The sequence below is a fragment of the Kitasatospora brasiliensis genome (genome assembly GCF_032654805.1).
Taxonomy (GTDB): Bacteria; Actinomycetota; Actinomycetes; order Streptomycetales; family Streptomycetaceae; genus Kitasatospora; species Kitasatospora brasiliensis.
The window spans coordinates 1,339,447-1,359,036 of record NZ_JAUOOW010000001.1; the positions used below are offsets into that span (position 1 = coordinate 1,339,447).

A 19,590-nucleotide genomic window follows, 5' to 3' on the forward strand; every position below is an offset into this window, starting at 1 on the left:
CCCGTACCGCGTCGGCGAGTTGACCGGGCGGGGCGGGGACGGCGCAGGCCGCCCGAGTCGATCCGACTCGGGCGGCCTGCGCCGCTGTTCGGCTGGTCAGCTCTTCAGCCGTACGGGCCGTCAGCTGTGGCGGCCGCGACGGCGGGCGGCCAGCACGGCCAGACCGCCGAGGCCGAGCAGGCCGATGCCCGTCAGGCCGAAGACCATCGGGGTGTTGCCGGCGCCGGTGGAGGGCAGCTGACCGCCGCCACCGGGCTGGTCGCCGGTCGGCCCCTCGGACGGGTAGTAGCTCGGGGCGGGGGCCTCGCTCGACGGCGACGTGCCGGCCGACGGGGAGGTCGGGGCCGGGGACGTCGGGGTTACGGTCGGCGTCGGGCGCGGGGACGTCGGGGTCGCGGTGGGCGTCACCGTCGGGGTCGGCGTCGGAGTAGGCGTAGGCGCCACCGTGGGAGTCGGCGTCGGCGTCGGGGTCGACGTCGGCGCCACCGTGGGAGTCGGCGTCACCGTCGGGGCCGACGTCGGCGCCACCGTGGGAGTCGGCGTCACCGTCGGGGTCGACGTCGGCGCCACCGTGGGAGTCGGCGTCACCGTGGGAGTCGACGTCGGCGCCACCGTGGGCGTGGGCGTGGGCGTCACCGTGGGAGTCGACGTCGGCGCCACCGTGGGCGTGGGCGTGGGCGTCACCGTCGGCGTCGGGGTGGGAGTCGGCGTCGGCGTCGGCGTCGGCGTCACCGTCGGCGTCGGGGTGGGAGTCGGCGTCGGCGTCACCGTCGGCGTGGGCGTGGGCGTCGGCGTCTCCGTCGGCGCAGGCGTCTCCGTCGGGGTGGGAGTCGGTGTCTCCGTCGGCTTAGGCGTCGGCGTCGGGCTCGGCGTCACCGCGCAGTCCGGCAGGTCCCCGTCGAACGGGTAGCTGTGGATCTCGTAGCCGCCCGTCCCGGTGTGGATCAGGTTGCCCGCCAGGTACACCCGGCCGTTCATGCCCGGCTGGGAGATGGTCGTGGTGCCGCCCGGGTTGCCGGCCAGGACCGAGCCCTGGAACTGGGCGCTGCCGAGGATCCGGGCCGAGGTCGCGGTCGGGAAGTTGTACATCAGCTTCGAGCGCATCTCGGTGGTCTGGTCCCCGGCCAGGCCGGTGCCGGTGTAGGTGTTGATGACCGGGCTGTCGCCGAGCATGTTCACCACGACGGTGGCCCCGGCCGGGATCTTGTCGAAGACGAGGCCGATCTGCCCACCGCTGGGCGAGGCGAGGTCCTGGTTGACGTTGAAGACCTGCTTCATGCTGGTCCCGTCGCCGGTGAAGGTCGCCTCGCTGGAGGTGATCGCGACGGTGCCGGTCGCGGTGGCCCGGCTGACGCAGGCGGAGACGTCCTCGATCTGGGCCAGCACGTCCTGGTACGGCGCGGCGGCCTTCGGGTCCTCGATCAGCTCGCCCGTGGGGTCGATGTTGACGGTGCCGGTGACGCTGCCCGCGTGGCGCAGGTTGCCGAAGGCGGAGCCGCGGGAGTCGATGCCGCCGATCAGGACGGTGTTGCCGGTCAGGACGTCGACCTTGCCGCCGGTGGTCACGAAGTCGCTGCCGTTCGGCGGCACGACGCGCGAGCCGACGCCGACGACGCCCATGTTGTAGGCGCCGCCGCCGTCCTTGTCGACGGTCAGGTCCCCCAGCGCGACGACCTTGCCCTCGGCCTCGGCGGCGCGGCCGTTCACGGTGTAGTCCCCGCCGGTGAAGACGTTGATGGTGGCGTCACGGCCGGGGAAGTCGCCGTTGTTCGCCGGCGGCCAGGTGGCGGGGCAGTCCGGCCCGGAGCAGGCGCCCAACGGCGGTGCCAGCGGCGCGGCCGAACCGGCCGTCAGCACGGCTGCCAGCGGCAGCGCGGTGACGGCGGTCGCGACCGCGATCCGTATGGACCGGCGCCCGCGCGGGGCCGGAGTGCTCACGGTGGTCGTTCTGTGATCCGGCGAACCGGTGGCCTGACCCATCGACAATTCCCTCCGCGCATACGAAAACGGCAGGCGAGTGCCTGCCGCGCGTTCCGTGTGGTCTGCTGGCGGTCCAGCAGATCCGGGACATCCAATCCCAAATCGGACTTTTCATACCCTACATATCCTCAGATAAGAACTGAAATCAATACGAAAGGAGCAGCGCGTGTCGGGCGTGTCGGCATCGGCCGCCAGGCCCGGCAGACGGGAGCCGCGCGAGAGGCCCTAGGTTGGGAGGCATGACCACCGAGGCCCAGGACCAGAGCGCGCCGCTCGTCGCCGTCGCGTCCGCCGACGCCGTACTGCGCCACCCCGAGGCGGGCGAGCACCTGCTGACCGACCTGGAGCGGGAGCGCGCCGCGCGCTTCCGGCAGGAGTCCGGGCGGATCGACTTCACCGCCGGGCACCTGCTGGTCCGGCTCTGCGCCGCCCGGCTGCTCGGCGTGCCGGTGGCCGGCCTCGTCCTCGCGCAGCAGTGCCCGGACTGCGGGCTCGCCGACCACGGCAAGCCCTACCTGCCGGACCACCCCGAGGTGCACGTGAGCTTGTCCCACACCCGGGGCGTGGTCGCGGCCGGTGCCGGGTTCCGACCGGTCGGGGTGGACGTCGAGCTGTCCACCCGGGGCGGCGGACTGGGCGCGGTCGCCCGCCGGGTGCTCGCGCCGGCCGAGCTCGCCCTGGTCGAGGCCGACCCCGAGCCGGAGCGGGCGTTCCTGCGGCTCTGGGTGCGCAAGGAGTCGCTGATCAAGATCGGGCGGGCCACCCTGGACACCCTCGGCCGGATCGACCTCTCCGCACTGCCGCTCGCCGTCCCGCCGGGCGCCCCGCTGCGCAGCCGGTACGAGGACCTGCACCTGCTGGACTGGACCGACCCGGAGCACGCCGCCGCCGTCGCGGCCGTCAGCACCGCCCCGCCCCGGATCGTGGAGCTCACGGCGGCGGTCTGAGCAAGGGCCCTCGGGCCCGGGGAGCCGCCACCCGTCCGGCGGGCCCGTGAATAAGCGGTGTTAGCGTGCCTGGTCGTGGGCACGCCGAACGCGCGCGCCCGCATCCCCAGCTGCCCACCGGATCCAAAGGGTGCCCGCCATGGCCAAGTTCCTGCTGAGCCTGCACGTCCTCGTGTCGGTCCTGTTCATAGGCCCGGTCGCGGTGGCCGTCAGCATGTTCCCGCGCCGGGCGAAGGCCGCGCTGGCCGCCGGGCCGAACCAGGCCTCCGACGCCGGTGTGCTGCGCGTGCTGCACCGGATCACCCAGGTCTACGCGCTGCTCGGGGTCTCGGTGCCGGTGCTCGGCATCGGCCTGGCCCAGGTGATGGACGTGCTCGGACAGTCCTGGATCATCGTCTCGATGGTGCTGACCGCGATCGCCGCGCTCGCGCTGCTGCTCTTCGTGCTGCCCGGCCAGCAGGCCGCCGTGGACGCGCTGGAGCTCGAACCGTCGGACGAGCAGCACGCCAAGGCCGTCGGCGGCCTGAAGATGCTGCCGATGACCGCCGGGGTGTTCAATCTGCTGTGGGCCGTGGTCGTGGTGATCATGGTCATCCGGCCGGGTTCCAGCACCGGCGCCTGATCCGCGCGGCCCCTCCCCGCCGACCGGCCCGTTCGAGTACCGTGCTGGGCCATGACGATCATGGCGGGCATGGGCGGCCCGACGGGAACCGGCGTCGGCCCGCTGCTGCGCGGCTGGCGGGAACGGCGACAGCTCAGCCAGCTGCGACTGGCGCTGCGGGCGGACTCCTCGGCCCGCCACCTCAGCTTCGTCGAGAACGGCCGGTCCCGCCCCAGCCGGGAGCTGCTGCTGCGGCTGGCCGAGGAACTGGACGTCCCGGTGCGCGAGCACAACACCCTGCTGCTCGCGGCCGGCTACGCCCCGCACTACCCCGAGACGCCGTTGGACGACCCGTCGATAGCCGCGCTGCGCGGCGGTCTGGAGCGGTTGCTGACCGCCCACGACCCGTACCCGGCGGTCGTGGTCGACGGGTCCTTCCGGGTCCTGGCGGCCAACCGCTCGCTCGGCCTGCTCCTGGACGGCGTCGCCCCGCACCTGCTGGAGCCGCCGTTCAACGCGGTCCGGATCACCCTGCACCCGGACGGGCTGGCGCCGCGCATCGTCAACCTGCGGCAGTGGCGGCAGCATCTGCTGGAGCGGATGGCGCGGCAGCTGGAGCTGGTCCGCGCCGAGCCGCTGCGCCGACTGTACGAGGAGGTCAGCGGCTACCCCGTGCCGGCCGAGGAGCCGGTGGCCGGGCCGACCGCGGGCAATCCGGCCGCGGGCGATCCGGCCGCACTCGGGTCGCCGTTCGCGCTGCCGTTCCGGATCCGGCACGAGGGGTGGGTGCTCTCCTTCCTCTCCACCATCGCGACCTTCAACACTCCGCTGGACGTCACCGTCTCCGAGCTGGCCATGGAGACCTTCCTGCCGGCCGACGCGGCGACGGCGGCCTTCCTCCAGTCGGCGGTCAGGCCCGGGAACGACGCCGCAGGGCGGTGAACTGGAGGACGGCGAACACGGCCACCACCGCGGCCTGCGCCGGGATCCAGACGAACCCGGCGGTGGTCGGCTCCAGCCACAGCTCCATCGCGACCAGGCTGAGCACCACCCACACCAGGTTGAGGTCGATCACGGCCCGCACCCCGAACGCCGGAGGCCGCCGCCGGGCGGCCAGCGCGCCGACCGCGAGCGCGTACCCGAGCAGCAGGGCTCCGACCCCGACCACGGTGGATCGGCCGGCCCCGAGCAGCTCGCCGAGCGGGCCGGAGAAGGCCAGGTAGGCCAGGCCGTTGCCGCCGGTCACCACGGCGTCCAGGGCCAGCGTGCCGCGCACCGTCCACGGCGAGAGGGCGGAACCGGATCGGGCGGGGGTGAGGGTGTTCGTGTGGGCGGACATGGCGGATCGCCTCCTGACAGGGGGTTGGGCCCGAGGCCGTGGCGGCCGCACCGGGTGCCTCCACCCTGCCCGGACCGGCGGCGGGCGTCGATGACCCCGCAGGTAACGGCCGCCTGGCCACGGCCTCCGGGCCACAGCCGCCGAAGCAGAGGCCGGGCCACGGCAGCCGAGCTACAGCCTCCGGAGCAGGACGCCGGCCCGCTTCACCGCGCGGGCGGTGATGGTGGTCTCGGCCCGGGCGACGCCGAGCGGGCCGAGGGTGTCGGTGAGGAAGCGGTACAGCTCGCCGTGGTCCGGACAGAACACCGTGGCCAGCAGGTTGGTCGGGCCGCTGGTGGCGAACACCCCGTGCACCTGCGGGTGGCGGGCCAGCGCCGCGCCGACCTCGGCGAGCCGGCCGGGCGGCACGTCCAGCCAGAGGTTGGCGTCCACGGCCAGGCCGAGCAGCCGCGGGTCCACGGTGGCGTGGGTGCGCAGCAGCCCGGCGCCGTCCAGCCGGTGCAGGCGGCGGCGAACCGTCGACTCGGGCGCGCCGACGGCCGCGGCCAGCACGGCGTGGGACTGCCGGGCGTCCTCGCCCAGCCGCTCCAGCAGCGCGCGGTCGAGGGCGTCCAGCGACGGGGGTGCGGCGGGGCGCTCGGCCACCGGCCGGGCGAGCGCGGCGGTCTCCGCCTCCGTCAGGTACCCGGCCCGCCACTGCCCTGCGTCGGCGAAGGCGTGCAGCACGGCGTGGGTGGTGGTCTCGGTGACGGCGCCGGTCGCGGGCAGCTGCCCGTACAGCAGCCGGTCGCGGGAGCCGGCGTCGGTGAGCATCACGGCGCCGACCTCGTGGCCACCGAGCATCACGTCGACGAACGGGACGTCGGAGCGGTCGGCGAGGGCACGCGCGATGGCGTCCACCCGGCCGCTGAGCACCCGGACCCGCAGCAGCAGCGCGCCCACGGCGGCGTCCTCGACGTCGGGCAGCCGGACCACCCGCAGCACCCCGGCCTGGCGCATCCGGCCCAGGCGGCGGGTGACCGTCCGGGCGGAGACGCCCAGCACGTCGGCGATCCGGCCGGGCTCGGCCCGCCCGTCCACCTGGAGGGCGCAGACCAGACGGCGGTCGAAGGTGTCCAGCACGGTGTCCGGATCCGCAGTGGCGAGGTCCATGGTGTCCGATCCCCGCAGCATCCGGCGGCTCGTACGTCCTGTTCGGCAGCATTGACGGTACTCCTTGTCCCGGACGGCCGGGGGAGCCGGCCCGGGAACGGAGGAGTCGCCGCGATGGGCAACGAGACGGACGCACGGTGGACGCTCGCGGCGGGCGTGGCCACGGCGGTGCGCGAGGTCGGTGCGGAGCTGGCGGCTCGCCGCCGCGCCGACCCGGTCACCGCGCGGACCGCCGAGGAGGCGGCGGCCCGGTTCGCCGAACTGGACGGCCCGGCCGCCGAAGCACTACGCGAGAAGCTCACCGCGCTGCGCCCGCAGGCCGGTTGGGCGCCCGAGGGCCTGGACGGCTCGGTGCCCGCCGAGGGCGAGTGGTGGCTGGCCGACGCGACCGACGGCGCGGTGCAGTACCTGCTCGGGCAGCCGCACTGGGCGGTGACCGCCACCCTGGTGCGGGACGGCGCGGCGGTGCTGGCCGTGGTGCACGCTCCGGAGCAGGACGGTCGCACCTACCGGGCGGTGCTGGGCGGCGGGGCCGAGCTGGACGGGCGCCGGATCGCGCCGCTGGAGCGGGAGTTGGCCGTCACCGTGGCCGCCACCAGCCAGCCGCCGCGGGTGGCCGCCGACCCGGTGGCGCTGCGCCGGGCGGGCGAGTCGCTGTCCGCGATGGCGGGCGCCGTCCTGGCGGTGCGCAATCTGGGCCCGACCGCGCTCCAGGTGGCCCAGGTCGCCTCCGGTCACCTGGCGCTGTTCTGGGAGTACGGCCAGGACGCGGGCAACCTGCTGCCCGGCGCGCTGATCGCGAGCGAGGCGGGCGCGACGGTTTCGGACACCACCGGATCGGCCTGGACGGCCGGTTCCGGCGGCTTCCTCGCCGCCGCGCCCGGGTTGCACGCTCGGGCGCTGGAGGTGCTGCGTGCCGTCAACTGAACCTCAGGAGAGCCCGAAGAGGGCCGCCGCGTTGTCGTGGCAGACCGCCCGCAGCCACTCCTCCCCCAGCCCCAGCCCGGCCAGTGACTCCAGCTGGTGGATGTACCGGTAGGGGATGTTGGGGAAGTCGCTGCCCAGCAGGACGCGCTCCTGGAGCCCCCGCAGGCGCGGCAGTTCGGACCGCGGGAACGGATCGTCGGCCTCGACGAAGTCGGTGAACGCGATGGTGGTGTCCAGCCGGACGGCCGGGTGGCGCTCGGCCAGGTCGAGGAAGCCGTGGTACTCGGGCAGCCCGAGGTGGGCGACCACCACGATCAGCCCCGGGTGCCGTTCCAGCACCGTGCCGATCGGCCCGGGGCCGGTGAACTTGCCCGGCACCGGCCCGGATCCGCAGTGGGTGACCACCGGGGTGCCGGTCTCCGCGAGCAGCCCCCAGACCTCGTCCAGCAGCGGGTCCGCCGGGTCGTAGCCGCCGACCTGCAGGTGCGCCTTGAACACCCGGGCGCCGTCCTCGATCGCGCGGGCCACGTAGCCGGGCGCCTCGGGCTCGGGGAAGAACGTCGCGGTGTGCAGGCACTCCGGGGTGCGGGCGGCGAAGTCGGCGGCCCAGGCGTTCAGCCAGCCGGCCATGCCGAGCTTGTGCGGGTAGAGCATGGATGTGAACGCCCGGACGCCGAACTCCCGCAGCCGGTGGACGCGTTGCTCCTCCGCCTCGCGGTAGGTGATCGGCCAGGGACGGTTCACCAGCGGGCCGGCCGCGTCGAAGTACGCCCACACCTTGTCCAGGACGTTCTTCGGCATGAAGTGGGTGTGCACGTCGATCAGCCCCGGCAGGCCGAGGGCCTGCCAGAACTCCCGTACGCCCGCCGCCTCTTGTCCTTGACTGCTTTCGTGTTCCCGGTCTCTCACGCGGGCACCGGGCGGGCGCGGTCGATGATCGCCTCGGTGTCGACCCCGGACGGCAGGGTGCCGAAGGCCGCGCCGTGGTCGCCGCCCAGTCGGCTCGCGCAGAACGCGTCGGCCACCGCCGGGCTGCCGTACCGGACCAGCAGCGATCCCTGGAAGGCCAGCGCCATCGACTCGACCAGCCGGCGGGTGCGGAACTCCAGGTCGCTCAGGTCGGTCAGCTCCTTGCGCAGCGCGGCGACGGCCGCGTCCAGCCGGCGGTCCGCCCCGGCGGCGGCGTCGAGTTCGCCGAGGAAGGCCTCCACGCTCTCCGGACGCTTGGCCATGGCGCGCAGCGCGTCCAGCGCGGCGACGTTGCCGGAGCCCTCCCAGATCGACACCAGCGGCGCCTCCCGGTAGAGCCGGGGCATCCCCGACTCCTCCACGTAGCCGTTGCCGCCCAGGCACTCCAGCGCCTCGGCGGAGTGCGCCGGACCGCGCTTGCACACCCAGTACTTGGCCACCGCCAGGCCCAACCGCCGTACCAGCGCCTCGTTCTCGTCCCCGGCCAGGGTGAGGTCGGTGGCCTGGGCGAGCCGCATCGCGACGGTGGTGGCCGCCTCTGACTCCACCACCAGGTCGGCGAGCACGTTGCGCATCAGCGGCTGGTCGACCAGCGCCTTGCCGAACGCCCGCCGGTGCAGGGCGTGGTGAACCGCCCGGGTGGCACCGTAGCGCATGCCGGAGGCGGCGCCGATGGTGCAGTCCAGGCGGGTCATGTTGACCATCTCGATGATGGTCGGCACGCCCCGGCCCTCCTCGCCGACCAGCCAGCCGACCGCGCCGTCGTACTCCAACTCGGCGGAGGCGTTGGACTTGTTGCCGAGCTTGTCCTTGAGCCGCATCAGGCTCAGCCGGTTGCGGCTGCCGTCCGGCAGGACGCGCGGCAGCGCGAAGCAGCTGAGGCCGCCGGGGGCCTGGGCGAGGGTCAGGAAGAGGTCGGACATCGGCGCCGAGGTGAACCACTTGTGGCCGGTGAGCCGGTAGGTGCCGTCCGGCTGCGGGGCGGCGGTGGTGGTGTTGGTGCGGACGTCCGAGCCGCCCTGCTTCTCGGTCATCGACATGCCGGCGATCAGCCCGCGCTTGGTGCGCGGCTCGCGCAGCCCGAAGTCGTACTCGGTCGCGGCCAGCAGCGGCTCCAGCTCGGCGGCCAGGGCGGGGTTGGCGCGCAGCGCCGGGACGGCGGCGTAGGTCATCGAGATCGGGCAGGTGTGGCCGGCCTCGACCTGGCCCCAGACGTAGAACTTGGCGGCGCGGGCGGAGTGGGCGCCGGGGCGCTCGTCGCGCCAGGGCGCGGCGTGCAGGCCGTGCGAGACGGCGGTGCGCATCAGCTCGTGCCAGGCCGGGTGGAACTCGACCTCGTCGATCCGGTGGCCGAAGCGGTCGTGGGTGCGCAGCACCGGCGGGTTCTCATTGGCCAGCCGGCCCCAGTCGGCGGCCTGCTCGGAGCCGGCCAACCGGCCCAGCTCGCGCAGCTCGGGCTCGGCCCAGTCGGCGCCGGCCCGCTGGAGGGCGGCGAGCAGGGCGGGGTCGGCGGCGGTGTCGTGTCCGTACGGCAGGGGCACCTGGTTGGTGACCTCATGCGTCGCTGTCATCGCGTCCTCCCAGGGCACGCAGGGTGAAGGAGACCAGGGCGGGGACCACCCGGGTGTTGTCGCTGTGCTCGGTGCTGCTCTGTTCGGGCTCCGCGGCGAGCGGGCCGGCCAGTGCCTCGGCGACCGCGCCGACCAGGGCGGCGGCGGTCAACACCGGGTCCTGCTCGGGCAGTTCGCCGGCCGCCACGGCGGCGGCGATCTCGGTGGCGATCACGTCCCGGAACGCCCGCCGGAAGACCAGGCGCTCGCTGTCGACCACCGTGTCGGCCGGTTCGACCAGCAGCGCGTACGCCAGCCGGGGCGCGCGCAGGGCGCGGGCGGCGAAGGTCTCGACCACGGCGGCGATCCGCTGCCGCGGGGTGTCCCGGAGGGCGACGGCGGCGTTGACCGCCTCGATCTCGCCGGTGACCACCCGGCGGAACAGCTGGACCGACAGCTCGGCCTTGTTGGCGAAGTGCTGGTAGATGCTGCCGGTCGCGATGCCGGCGCGCTCCGCCACGGCGGCCATCGTGCAGCCGCCGTAGCCGCGCTCGGCGAGCAGGCCGACCGCCGACTGGAGCACCGTTTCGCGCTGGGCGTCCAGGCGGGCTTGTACGGCGGGCGTGCGTCGGTAGGCCATGGAAGCATTGAAGCACTGATTCAGCGCTTCGGGGAGGGATTCGCCGCGCGGGGTCTGCCGACAACGCGGGGAGGCCGCCCCGTGGTCCGGGACGGCCTCCTCTGGGTGCTGCTCGGTGTTACAGCTGGGTGCTGCTCGGTGTTACAGCGGGCGGCGCTCCTGCTCCTGCCGCTGGTTCTCCGCGTCCAGCGGGCCGAAGGCCGGCACCTGCGGCGACGGGGCGAGCGCGCGGGCGGCGCTCGGGTCGCTCAGGCCGGCCCACTCCTGCACCTTGGCGGTGGCCGCCGCCGACTGCGCGGCGGGCAGCTGCTCGATCTTGGAGCCGTGGTTGCCGCCGGGCACGGTGTAGACGTAGCTGTCCTCGCTGCCCCGACCGAGGTGGAACGGCTTGGCGCCCCACGGGTCGTTGCCGCCGTAGACGTACATGATCCGCTCGCCCTCGCGCTTCACCCAGCGGTCGATGTCGGGCATCGCGTTCGGGTTGAAGACCGTCCGGATCTCCTTCGGCACGTAGCTGCGGACCGAGTAGAGATCCTTGTAGTCGTAGTGCAGCACGCCGTTCAGGTGCGAGACGTCGAAGAACGGCGCCCCCAGCTCGGTGGCGGCCTGGTAGTAGTACGCGGTGTACTTCGCCAGCGACTGGTCACTGTTGCCGGTGACGCCGGACTGCGAGTCGAACCAGGCGTACAGCTCGTCGTCGGTCGCGGTGGCGGCCACCGGGACCTTGGCGCAGTCGGACTCCAGGCTGTACTGCCAGAACCCCCAGACCACGTCCAGCACACCGGCCTCGTACGCCCGGTCCGGGGTGCCGAGGGTGTTGAAGGTGGAGCCGGCCGCCTTGTTGTCGGCGACGTAGCGGGGCTCCAGGCGGTCGCGGCGCACCAGCAGTTCGCGCTGGGCGTTGTTCAGCCTGGCGCGGCACTCGGGGGTACCGACGGTGCGGAAGAACTCGCTGTAGGCCGCGTAGTCGTTGACGTTCGTGTTGTTCGGCGCGACGTAGGCGATCGTGCCGGCCACGTCGTCCGGGTAGAAGCGGCGGAAGTAGGTGGAGGACATGCCGCCCTTGCTGGCCCCGGTGGACAGCCACTCCTGCTGGTAGATCCGCTTGAGCGCGGTCACCAGCCGGTGCGAGTCCGCGGCGCCCTGGCGGATGCCGGCCTTGGACCAGTCCGCCGGCTCCGGGCGGGAGGGGGTGAAGAACCGGTACTCGATGGACACCTGGTTGCCGTCCACCAGCCGGGTCGGCTCGGTGCGGGACGGGTTGGTGCCCAGGGTGTAGCCGTTGGTGTAGAAGACGGTCGGACGGTCGTAGCCGCGGTGCAGCAGGCTGAAGCGCTGCTGGAAGGTGCCCAGCCAGGGGCGGTCGTGGTCGATCGGCTGGGTGTAGGTGGCGACGAAGTAGCGGTGACCGGTGGTGGTCGGCTTCTCCTCGGTGATGGTCACCCCGGGGATCGCCGCCAGGCGGTCCTTGATGTCGGCGTTCGGATCGTCGGCGGGGCTCCGGCCGTGACGGGAGCCGTTGCCCTGGTCGTTCTGGTCGCCCTGGTCACCCTGGCCGCCCTGGTCTCCCTGGGCGGCGCTCCGGCCGTCGGCGGCGGACGCCGGGCTCGCCAGGCCGCCGACCGCGAGCAGCGGTATCAGCAGGGCGGAGGCCAGCAGCCTCTTCACGGTGGTGGTCATCAATTCTCCATCTCTGTAGCGCATGTGGCGCGGGTGGTGCGGGTGGTGCCGGTGGTACGGCGGCCGGCCGGTGGACGGCCGAATGGGCCACCCGCCGTTCGCGGATGGCCCATCGGGAGAAAAGTGCTGGTCAGCGGGGTTGCCCTGGCGTGCTACGGGCGGGGCAGGGTGCAGCCGGGGAGGGTGAGGTCGAAGCGGTTGCCGGCGGCGAAGCAGGCCGGGATGCCGTACGTCTCCTGGGCATAGCCGATGCCCGGACGCACCGTCACCGCACCGTTCTGGTCGACCTCACAGGGGTTGTCCAGGGTGCAGGTCTCGCCGCTCTCGTTGATCGTGTTGTTGACGGCGACCACCTGGCCGGTCGAGGCGTCGACCACCGGCGAGCCGGAGGTGCCGCCGATCACGTTGCAGGTGGAGGTGTAGCGGACCGAGTCCTTGAAGGTCCAGTCGGCTTCCTTCAGCCGGTAGGCGAAGCCGTCGACCGAGCAGGAGTAGATCTTCTTCCAGTAGCCGGAGACGACCCGGATCGAGGTGCCCTGGACCGGGTGGGTGGCGGCGATGGTCAACGGGGCTATCCCGTACTTGGACTGGATCGAGGCGTAACTGGTGTTCAGCTGGTAGATCGACACGTCGGTGTCGGTCATCGCGCCGTAGACGATCTTGTTCGCGCGCAGCGTGGCGACGCCGGTGCCGGCGGAGTTGAGCAGGGTGAAGCTCCGGCTGGACGCCTGGTTGAGGACCACCTGGCCCGGACCGGGCATGCCGGTCTCCAGGCAGTGGCCGTTGGAGAGGACGAGGGCCGGGTCGCTCGCGGCCGAGCCGGGCATCCGCACCAGCGAGCCGGAGCAGTTGCTGAGGGCGACCGTTCCGGCGAAGGTGACGGCGGCGACGGGCTTGGCCGCCGACTCGGCGGCGGAGGCTGAGGCTTGGGCCGGAACGGCTCCGACGAGGGCGGTAGCCCCGGTGACCAGGAGCGTTGCGGCCGTGCCTATGAGCGGCTTCTTCATGAGAGACCTCTCGATGTGGGGGTCTACGGTGGGGGTGCACCCAAGCTGTCGCGGACATGACCCACTGTCAAGGGTCAAGACGACACCAAGAACCAGCCAAGGCGCATTGGCCGGTTACCGTCGCCGCCCGACTCCCGGCCCGGCCGGCCCCACACGACGCCGAACGGCAAGATCGTCAACTCCCGCCCCACTTCCCCGAGCCGCCACGTAGGGTGGGGCCCATCGACCGAGCGACCCCAGGGGGCAGGAGTGACTACGGAGAACCGCAGCGACGCACGGTCAGAGCGGCCCGCCCCGACGGGCGGACGGCTGCTCGCCGTGAGCGATCTGCACATCTCCTACCAGGAGAACCGCGACCTGGTGCAGAAGCTCCAGCCCTCCCACCCCGGCGACTGGCTGCTCGTCGCCGGTGACGTCGCCGAGCTCACCACCAGCATCGAGTGGGCCCTCGGCCTGCTCGCCGAGCGCTTCGCCCGGGTGGTGTGGGTGCCCGGCAACCACGAGCTGTGGACCCACCCGGAGGACCCGGTCCAGCTGCGCGGGGTGGCCCGCTACGAGTACCTGGTCGAACGCTGCCGCAAGCTCGGCGTGGTGACCCCCGAGGACCCGTACCCGCTCTGGGAGGGCCCGGGCGGGCCGGTGCGGATCGCCCCACTCTTCCTCCTCTACGACTACTCCTTCCGCGCGCCGGGCACGACCACCAAGGAGGCCTCGCTGGCGGCCGCCTACGAGAGCGGCATCGTCTGCGCGGACGAGCGGATGCTCCACCCGGACCCGTTCCCGGACCGCGACTCCTGGTGCCGCGAACGCGTCCGGCTGACCGAGAAGCGGCTGGCGGCCTGCGAACCGGACGTCCCGCTCGTCCTGGTCAACCACTACCCGCTGGTCCGTCAGCCCACCGACATCCTCTGGTACCCCGAGTTCGCCCAGTGGTGCGGGACGGAGCTGACCGCCGACTGGCACACCCGGTTCAACACCGCGGCGATGATCTACGGCCACCTCCACATCCCGCGCCGGACCACCTACGACGGCGTGCCGTTCACGGAGGTCTCGCTCGGCTACCCGCGCGAGTGGCGCAAGCGCGGCGTGCCGGACCCGCTGCTGCGGGAGGTCTTCCCGAAGGCGACGGGCTGACGCCTCCGCTCGTTTCCCGTTGCGCCGCCCGGGAGTTGACCCGGGCGACGGGCGCCCGGGCGGCGGTTCCCAGTCGGCGCCCGGCGCGCTGCCAGCAGGGCCCGGCGCGCTGTCAGCGGGGCTCGAACCAGTCGGTCATGGCGAGGTACTCGGGCGCCGGCGCACCGTCGGCCGAGGCCCAGTCGCCCTGGCCGTGCCGCTGTTCCCAGGCCAGGTGGCGGCCGGTCACCGCGTCGACGAAGTCGCCGGCCAGCCGGGCCGCTTCGTAGAGGTCCTGGTCGGTGCTCTGCGAGCTGGCGGCGACGATCTGGCCGCGCACCTCGGCGGAGTGGCCGTAGCGGAATCCGCCCGTGCCGAGCAGGTGTTGATCGATGTGCACGGCCTCGCCGTTGTTGCGGCCGAGCCGGCGGTGGGCCGCGGCCTTGGCGGCCGCCTTCGGCAGGAAGGCGTGGCCGCCCTCGCCGATGGTGACCACGCCGAGGACCGCCTCCTCGTTGGGGACCCAGCCGCCCGCGGTGGCGTCCAGGAGGACGAAGCCCATCGCGGGACGGGGATAGGTGCCGCGCGGCGCCCGCAGCTCCTCGGTGGTGTGCTGCTGCCAGATGCTCGCCGCGCGGCGCAGCCCGGCCTCCAGCAGCAGGGCGTCCAGTTCTTCGCCGGTGAGCATGTACGCGTAGGGGTTCCTGCGGTGTGCCGCCTGGACCTTCAGGCCTTCGGGCGAGACGGTGCCGACGCCGGTCATGCCAGCCTCCGGGGCGTGTGTGGGGTGGGGGGAGAGGCCCATGATGTGATCACGGGCCGGGCCCGGCGGCCCGTGACCGGGGTCACGTTTGGCGCCGGACGGCCGGACGGCCGCGTCCGGTGGGCGGAATCCCGCTGGTGACGCGGGATCGCGGCGGCTTTCATTAACTTCGCGCGAATCTTTGAATGGTCCAAAGCGCCGGTAAAGGCGGCCCGAAATCGACGCCCGACCAGCCCGCATCCGGCCAAATCCGCGCCCGGCGGCGGGTCGGCGGGCGAATCCCGGGCACTTCCGCCCGGATGAACCTCGACAAAGCGGACAGAACTGTCAAAATGGGTGGTCTGGACCAATCTCTTGACGATCTTCAAGGCATCCCCTTATGTTTTCGGTGCGACACGTTCCGATTGCTTCGCCGGTAGCCGTTGTCCGCGGACGCCATTGAGCGCATCCGCAACACGACGGAGAGCCGGGTTTCCTGCGCCCTTTCCCTCCCTGCCCGGCATTGTCCCGCGGGCGGCGCGGCGCTTTCCGATCCGGGCTACCGGCCGCGATTCAGAGATCCGATGACAGCGGCTGAAGGAAAGGCTCCATTGTCATGACATCGCAAGCCGGCATCTTACGGACCGAGGTATTCCAGCGGGACGGGTTCGCCCCGGTCGGGACGCTCCTGCCCCCGGAGGAACTCCAGATCCACCGCGAGATCTACGACAAGCTCCTCAGCGGAGAGATCGAGAGCGGCGACAAGCGCTCCGACCTCGCGTCCCACATCCCGCTCCGGGAGGGCATCCGCGAGAACATCACGCAGATCATGTGGCCCTCCGCCCTCCACGCCCCGCTGCGGGAACTCCCGTTGCAGTCCAGGGCGTTGGCGGTGGCCCGCGAACTCATCGGCGACGACGCCGTGTTGGACTTCGACATGATGATCCACAAGTCCCCCGGCTCCGCCGTGCCGACGCCCTGGCACCAGGACGCGGCCTACTGGATCGACCTGCCGGACACCCGTGCGGTCACCGTCTGGGTGGCGCTGGACGAGGCGACGCCGGACAACGGCTGCATGTGGTACATCCGCGGCTCCCACCGGGAACCCCTGCGGGCCCACCGCCCGACCAGCGACGGCCGGAACATCGAATGCGACTGCTCGGAGACCGAGCCCGGCGCGACCGCGGTGCCGCTGTCCGCGGGCGAGGCCGTCGCGCACGCCGGCCAGACCCTGCACTATTCCCGCGGCAACACCTCCGACCGCAATCGACGCGCCTACATCCTCAATTACCGGCCCGCCGAAATGATCCGGCTCGAACGGGAGCAGGGCATGGATCACGGCCTGGAGGACAACGAGCGCAAGGTGCGCAACAGGAACGCGGAAGACGCCTGATCCCGGGCACTCCTTCCACCGCACCTTCCACCGCACCTTTCGCCACGCCGTTCGCGGCACCTTTCACGGCACCTTTCGCGGCACCTTTCGCATCGGCGCCGGCCCGTCCGGCGCGGTTTTCCCGCAGTTCACCCGCTTCCCCGTCGTTCCCCGCAATGCGCCATCCATTTCTGCGAGGTATTGCCATGGATTCCCAGAAGCACACGGCCGCCGCCGGCGGAACGGTCCGATTGAGCGGTGCGGTGATGACGCACCCGAAACGCGTCGAAGCGGCCACGCTGATCGCGCGGGCGGACACCGCCGGCCGGGTACGCGTGGTCACGGACCCCGAGCCCGAAGGTCCGCCGACGGCGCTGCGTTCCGCCGCGCTCGCCTGGGACGCCGTGGCACCGGACGCCACCCACCACCTGGTGCTCCAGGACGACGTGGTGCTGGCCGAGGGATTCTTCGCGTACGCCGAGCAGGTCGCGGCGGCCGTCCCGCACGAGGCCGTCGCCTTCTACGCGGGCTGGGAGGGGCGCACCGGCGCGGCGGTACGGCTCGCGGCACTGGCCGGTGAGCAGTGGACGTACGCCATCGAGGAGCACACCCCGTGCCTGGCGCTGATGCTCCCGGCGCGGGCGGCCCACGGCTACACGGCCTTCGCGGCCGAGCACGGGGTCGGCTGGCCGTACGACGTCGTGATGCAGCGGTACCTGAACGCGTTGGAGGTGCCGATCCGGGTGGCCGTGCCCTGCACGGTGGACCACAGCGAGGTGCCCAGCATCGCGGGCAACAGCACCCACGGCTGGCGGGAGGCGGCCCTGTTCACCAGCCCGGCCGTGGTGCCGCCGACGTTCGACTGCGCCCAGTTCGCCGTCGTGCCGTTCTACCAGTACGGCGACGCCCGGACGGCCGTCCGGCACGGGAAGGACGCCGAATGGGAGTACCTGGAGACCGAACGGTACCTGCGCCGCCTCGGGTTGGCCGAGCAGTGCCGTACGGCCTTCGAGGCCGCGCCCGCGTCCACGCTGTCCGAGCGGATCGCCCGGCCGGTGTGGGAGACGGCGTTCGCGATGGGGACGGTGGTGGCCGCCGTCACGGCCGAGCCACCGGCGGCGGAACTGATCCGGGCCGTGATGGACACCCTCGGACCGGGCGGCCTGTGCGAGGACTACACCGCCGAGGAGCTCGGCGAACTGATCGCGCCAGTACGGGAGTTGGCTCTGATCGCGTTCGCCGAGGGCCGCGCGGCGAAGCTGGGCGGGTCGGCGGGGTCGGCCGGGCCTTCCGGGTCGGCCGGCGCCGCTCCGGAAGGCCGGGCCCGGGTGACGGTGACCGGCGGGGACGGCGGCTTCGGTCACCAACTGGCCGGTCTTCTCGGCGACTTGGGTCATCGGGCCGTCCACCTTTCGGACGCGCCCGACGCCGGGCAGCCGAATGACGGCCAGGCGGACGACGGGCAGCCGGACGACGGGCAGCCGGACGGTGCCCGCCACCTGGTGCACCTCGGCTCCCCCGACGACGCTCCGGACGCCCTGTCCAGGGTGCTGGCGGCGGCAGCCCGGGCCCGGGTCGGCCGACTGGTCTACGTCGGCTCCTCGGCGGTCTACCGGGGCACCGCCGAGCAGTCCGTCACCGAGGACTCGGTGACGGAGGCGCCCGGGGATCCGACGGCGGCGGCCTGGTGGCACCAGGAGGAGCAGTGCCGCCGCTGGGGCGCGGAGCACGGCGTCGAGGTGCAGGTGCTGCGGTCGGCCGAGCCGGTCGGCCCCGGTGTCCTGATCGAGGGCGCGGCCGCGAACTGGATGCACCGCGCGTGGACCCGGCGCTCGCTGCTGCTGGACCGCGGACGCCACCACCAGATCGTGGACTACCGGGACCTCGCCTCGGCGATCGACGCCGTCCTCTCGGCGCCGGCCACCCGGCCGGTGTTCAACCTCGCCTCCGAGACCTACACGGAGGAGGAGTTGGCCGAATTGGTCGCGCTCATCGCCCGCCGCACTCTCTGGGAAGATCTCCCCCAACCTGCCGTCCGGCAGGGCGTCATGGCCACCGACCTGATCGAAACCGAGTTGCGGTGGCGGGCGTCGGCTCCGTCGCACGAGGGCCTGCGAGCCCTCGCGCAGTGGCTCGCCTGTGACACCCATGACGCGATCACCGGTCTTCCACAGTTGGGAAGCAATGTCTGAGCAAGCTCTGAAGCGGCCCGCGGGCTCCGAGGACGGGATGTTCTCCCGGGAGTACGCGGCCGCCACGACCACCTTCACCGCGGTCATGTTCCTGACCGGGTTCGCCGCGCTGGCGGTGGTACCCACCCTGCCGACGGCGGCCAGGGACCTGGACGGGGTCTCCCTGTTCCCGGTGGTGGCCGGCTGCTTCGTCGCGGCCAGCCTCCTCGGCGGAGTGCTGGGCGGCCACTGGGCCGACCGCTCCGGGGCCCGCCGACCGCTGGCGGCGGGCATGGTGCTGTCGGTGGTCACCCTGCTGGTCTCGGCCACCAGCACCTCGATATGGCAGCTCGCCGCGGGGCGGTTCGTGGACGGGCTCGCGGCCGGCATGGTCGCGGTGTCCGTCAACACGGCCATCGGCCAGGCGTATCCGGAGCATCTGCGCCCCCGGATGCTGGCCATGATGAGCACCAGCTGGATCATCCCCTCGCTGGTGGGCCCGCCCTTGGCCGGGCTGGTGTCCGAGTGGTGGTCCTGGCGGGTGGTGTTCTACGGGCTGGCCGCGCTGTCCCTGCTGCCGGCGCTCGCGCTGGTGGTCGTGCTGCGCGGCCGCTCCTCGGCGGAGGAGCCGGCGTCGTCGGACGAGCACCCGTCGCGCCCGCCGCTGCTGATCGCGGCGACGCTCAGCCTCGGCGCGGCGCTCGGGCAGTACGGCGTCTCCGGCTGGGACGCCCGCCATCTGCTGTTCGTGGCCGTCGGGTTGGGCCTGCTGGTGTTCTTCGCGCCCCGGCTGCTGCCGGTGGGCACCTGGCGGGCCGCCCGGGGCCTGCCGACCACGGTGCTGCTGCGCGGCCTGGCCTCCGGCACGTACTTCACGGTGGAGGCCTTCCTGCCGCTGATGCTGATCACCGAACGGCACACCGCCGCGGTGGTGATCGGCGTGTCGTTCACGCTCTCCGCCGTGGTGTGGGCGGGCGCCTCCTGGGTCCAGGGGCGGCTGCTGCAAGACGTGCCCCGGCACCGGATGGTCTCCATCGGCGCGGTGATCATGATGGCGTCGATCGTGCTCGCCGCGGCCGGGACCCTCCCGGCGGTGCCGACCCTCGCCGCCGCCGCGGCCATGCCCCTCGCGGCCGTCGGCATGGGCCTGCTGGACCCCTGCCTCACCGTGCTCTCGCTCTCGCACAGCCCGGCCGGACGCCAGGGCTACGCGAGCAGCGCGATGCAGACCAACCAGAACCTCGGCCAGATCACCGTCATGGCCCTCTTCTCCGCCGTGCTCAACATCTCCCTGAGCCTGGGCACGGCCGAACTCACCGGCTACGGCGCCGCCTTCGGGCTGCTGCTCGCGCCGACCCTGCTGATCGCCCTGCTCGCCGTACGCGCCCGCAAGGAGTAGA

The 19,590-nt window shown here is 72.9% G+C and carries 17 protein-coding genes; 8 read left to right on the forward strand and 9 right to left on the reverse strand.

Translation table 11 applies throughout. The features are described 5' to 3' along the window. Window positions 1-120 precede the first annotated feature (120 nt). Window positions 121-1,938 (reverse strand): choice-of-anchor A family protein, encoded by a 1,818-nt coding sequence (locus QWJ13_RS06020; RefSeq protein WP_316520983.1) that lies wholly within the window; start codon window positions 1,936-1,938, stop codon window positions 121-123. A 281-nt stretch (window positions 1,939-2,219) separates the two neighbouring features. Here QWJ13_RS06020 and QWJ13_RS06025 point away from each other — a divergent pair, with 281 nt between their 5' ends. From QWJ13_RS06025 to QWJ13_RS06035, 3 genes are all read left to right on the forward strand, one after another. Next, entirely contained in the window at window positions 2,220-2,927 is a 708-nt protein-coding gene (locus QWJ13_RS06025; protein WP_316520984.1) for a 4'-phosphopantetheinyl transferase family protein, read from the forward strand. A 139-nt stretch (window positions 2,928-3,066) separates the two neighbouring features. Next, on the forward strand, window positions 3,067-3,549 hold the full coding sequence (locus QWJ13_RS06030; protein ID WP_316520985.1) for a hypothetical protein: 483 nt from the start codon (window positions 3,067-3,069) through the stop codon (window positions 3,547-3,549). A gap of 51 nt (window positions 3,550-3,600) precedes the next feature. Beyond that, window positions 3,601-4,470: a helix-turn-helix domain-containing protein gene (locus QWJ13_RS06035; RefSeq protein ID WP_316520986.1), complete on the forward strand. Its 870-nt coding sequence runs from the start codon at window positions 3,601-3,603 to the stop codon at window positions 4,468-4,470. On the opposite strand, the gene QWJ13_RS06040 is transcribed toward QWJ13_RS06035, so the two are convergent. Next, entirely contained in the window at window positions 4,439-4,867 is a 429-nt protein-coding gene (locus tag QWJ13_RS06040) for a hypothetical protein (RefSeq protein WP_316520987.1), read from the reverse strand. The two genes, QWJ13_RS06035 and QWJ13_RS06040, sit on opposite strands and share 32 nt — an antisense overlap. Before the next feature lie 171 nt (window positions 4,868-5,038). Next, window positions 5,039-6,019 carry an Lrp/AsnC family transcriptional regulator gene (locus tag QWJ13_RS06045; RefSeq protein ID WP_316520988.1) on the reverse strand — a complete coding sequence of 327 codons (981 nt, stop codon included), beginning with the start codon at window positions 6,017-6,019 and terminating at the stop codon, window positions 5,039-5,041. 114 nt (window positions 6,020-6,133) lie between these two features. Between QWJ13_RS06045 and QWJ13_RS06050 the strand changes: the two genes are divergently transcribed. Further along, window positions 6,134-6,946 (forward strand): inositol monophosphatase family protein, encoded by an 813-nt coding sequence (locus tag QWJ13_RS06050; protein WP_316520989.1) that lies wholly within the window; start codon window positions 6,134-6,136, stop codon window positions 6,944-6,946. A gap of 3 nt (window positions 6,947-6,949) precedes the next feature. Here the strand turns inward: QWJ13_RS06050 and QWJ13_RS06055 are convergent, their stop codons facing one another. The 5 genes from QWJ13_RS06055 to QWJ13_RS06075 form a co-directional block, all read right to left on the reverse strand. Next, window positions 6,950-7,855, reverse strand: coding sequence for an amidohydrolase family protein (locus QWJ13_RS06055; protein WP_316520990.1), 906 nt, complete (start codon window positions 7,853-7,855; stop codon window positions 6,950-6,952). Then, entirely contained in the window at window positions 7,852-9,486 is a 1,635-nt protein-coding gene (locus tag QWJ13_RS06060; RefSeq protein ID WP_316520991.1) for an acyl-CoA dehydrogenase family protein, read from the reverse strand. Before QWJ13_RS06060 ends, QWJ13_RS06055 begins: the two co-directional genes overlap by 4 nt. After that, window positions 9,470-10,105 carry a TetR/AcrR family transcriptional regulator gene (locus QWJ13_RS06065; RefSeq protein WP_316520992.1) on the reverse strand — a complete coding sequence of 212 codons (636 nt, stop codon included), beginning with the start codon at window positions 10,103-10,105 and terminating at the stop codon, window positions 9,470-9,472. Before QWJ13_RS06065 ends, QWJ13_RS06060 begins: the two co-directional genes overlap by 17 nt. 141 nt (window positions 10,106-10,246) lie before the next feature. Beyond that, window positions 10,247-11,785, reverse strand: a complete 1,539-nt coding sequence (locus tag QWJ13_RS06070; protein ID WP_316520993.1) for a S28 family serine protease — start codon at window positions 11,783-11,785, stop codon at window positions 10,247-10,249. 152 nt (window positions 11,786-11,937) lie between these two features. Further along, window positions 11,938-12,792, reverse strand: coding sequence for a S1 family peptidase (locus tag QWJ13_RS06075; protein ID WP_316520994.1), 855 nt, complete (start codon window positions 12,790-12,792; stop codon window positions 11,938-11,940). A gap of 249 nt (window positions 12,793-13,041) precedes the next feature. On the opposite strand from QWJ13_RS06075, the gene QWJ13_RS06080 reads away from it, so the two are divergent. Next, on the forward strand, window positions 13,042-13,926 hold the full coding sequence (locus tag QWJ13_RS06080; RefSeq protein WP_316520996.1) for a metallophosphoesterase family protein: 885 nt from the start codon (window positions 13,042-13,044) through the stop codon (window positions 13,924-13,926). A 112-nt stretch (window positions 13,927-14,038) separates the two neighbouring features. Here the strand turns inward: QWJ13_RS06080 and QWJ13_RS06085 are convergent, their stop codons facing one another. Next, window positions 14,039-14,668, reverse strand: coding sequence for a hypothetical protein (locus tag QWJ13_RS06085; protein WP_316520997.1), 630 nt, complete (start codon window positions 14,666-14,668; stop codon window positions 14,039-14,041). Between the two features lie 595 nt (window positions 14,669-15,263). On the opposite strand from QWJ13_RS06085, the gene QWJ13_RS06090 reads away from it, so the two are divergent. From QWJ13_RS06090 to QWJ13_RS06100, 3 genes are all read left to right on the forward strand, one after another. Continuing rightward, complete coding sequence (locus QWJ13_RS06090) at window positions 15,264-16,040, forward strand: phytanoyl-CoA dioxygenase family protein (RefSeq protein ID WP_316520998.1); 777 nt, start codon at window positions 15,264-15,266, stop codon at window positions 16,038-16,040. A 245-nt stretch (window positions 16,041-16,285) separates the two neighbouring features. After that, on the forward strand, window positions 16,286-18,211 hold the full coding sequence (locus tag QWJ13_RS06095) for an NAD-dependent epimerase/dehydratase family protein (protein WP_316520999.1): 1,926 nt from the start codon (window positions 16,286-16,288) through the stop codon (window positions 18,209-18,211). After that, window positions 18,204-19,589, forward strand: a complete 1,386-nt coding sequence (locus QWJ13_RS06100; RefSeq protein WP_316521000.1) for an MFS transporter — start codon at window positions 18,204-18,206, stop codon at window positions 19,587-19,589. Before QWJ13_RS06095 ends, QWJ13_RS06100 begins: the two co-directional genes overlap by 8 nt. Window position 19,590 lies beyond the last annotated feature (1 nt).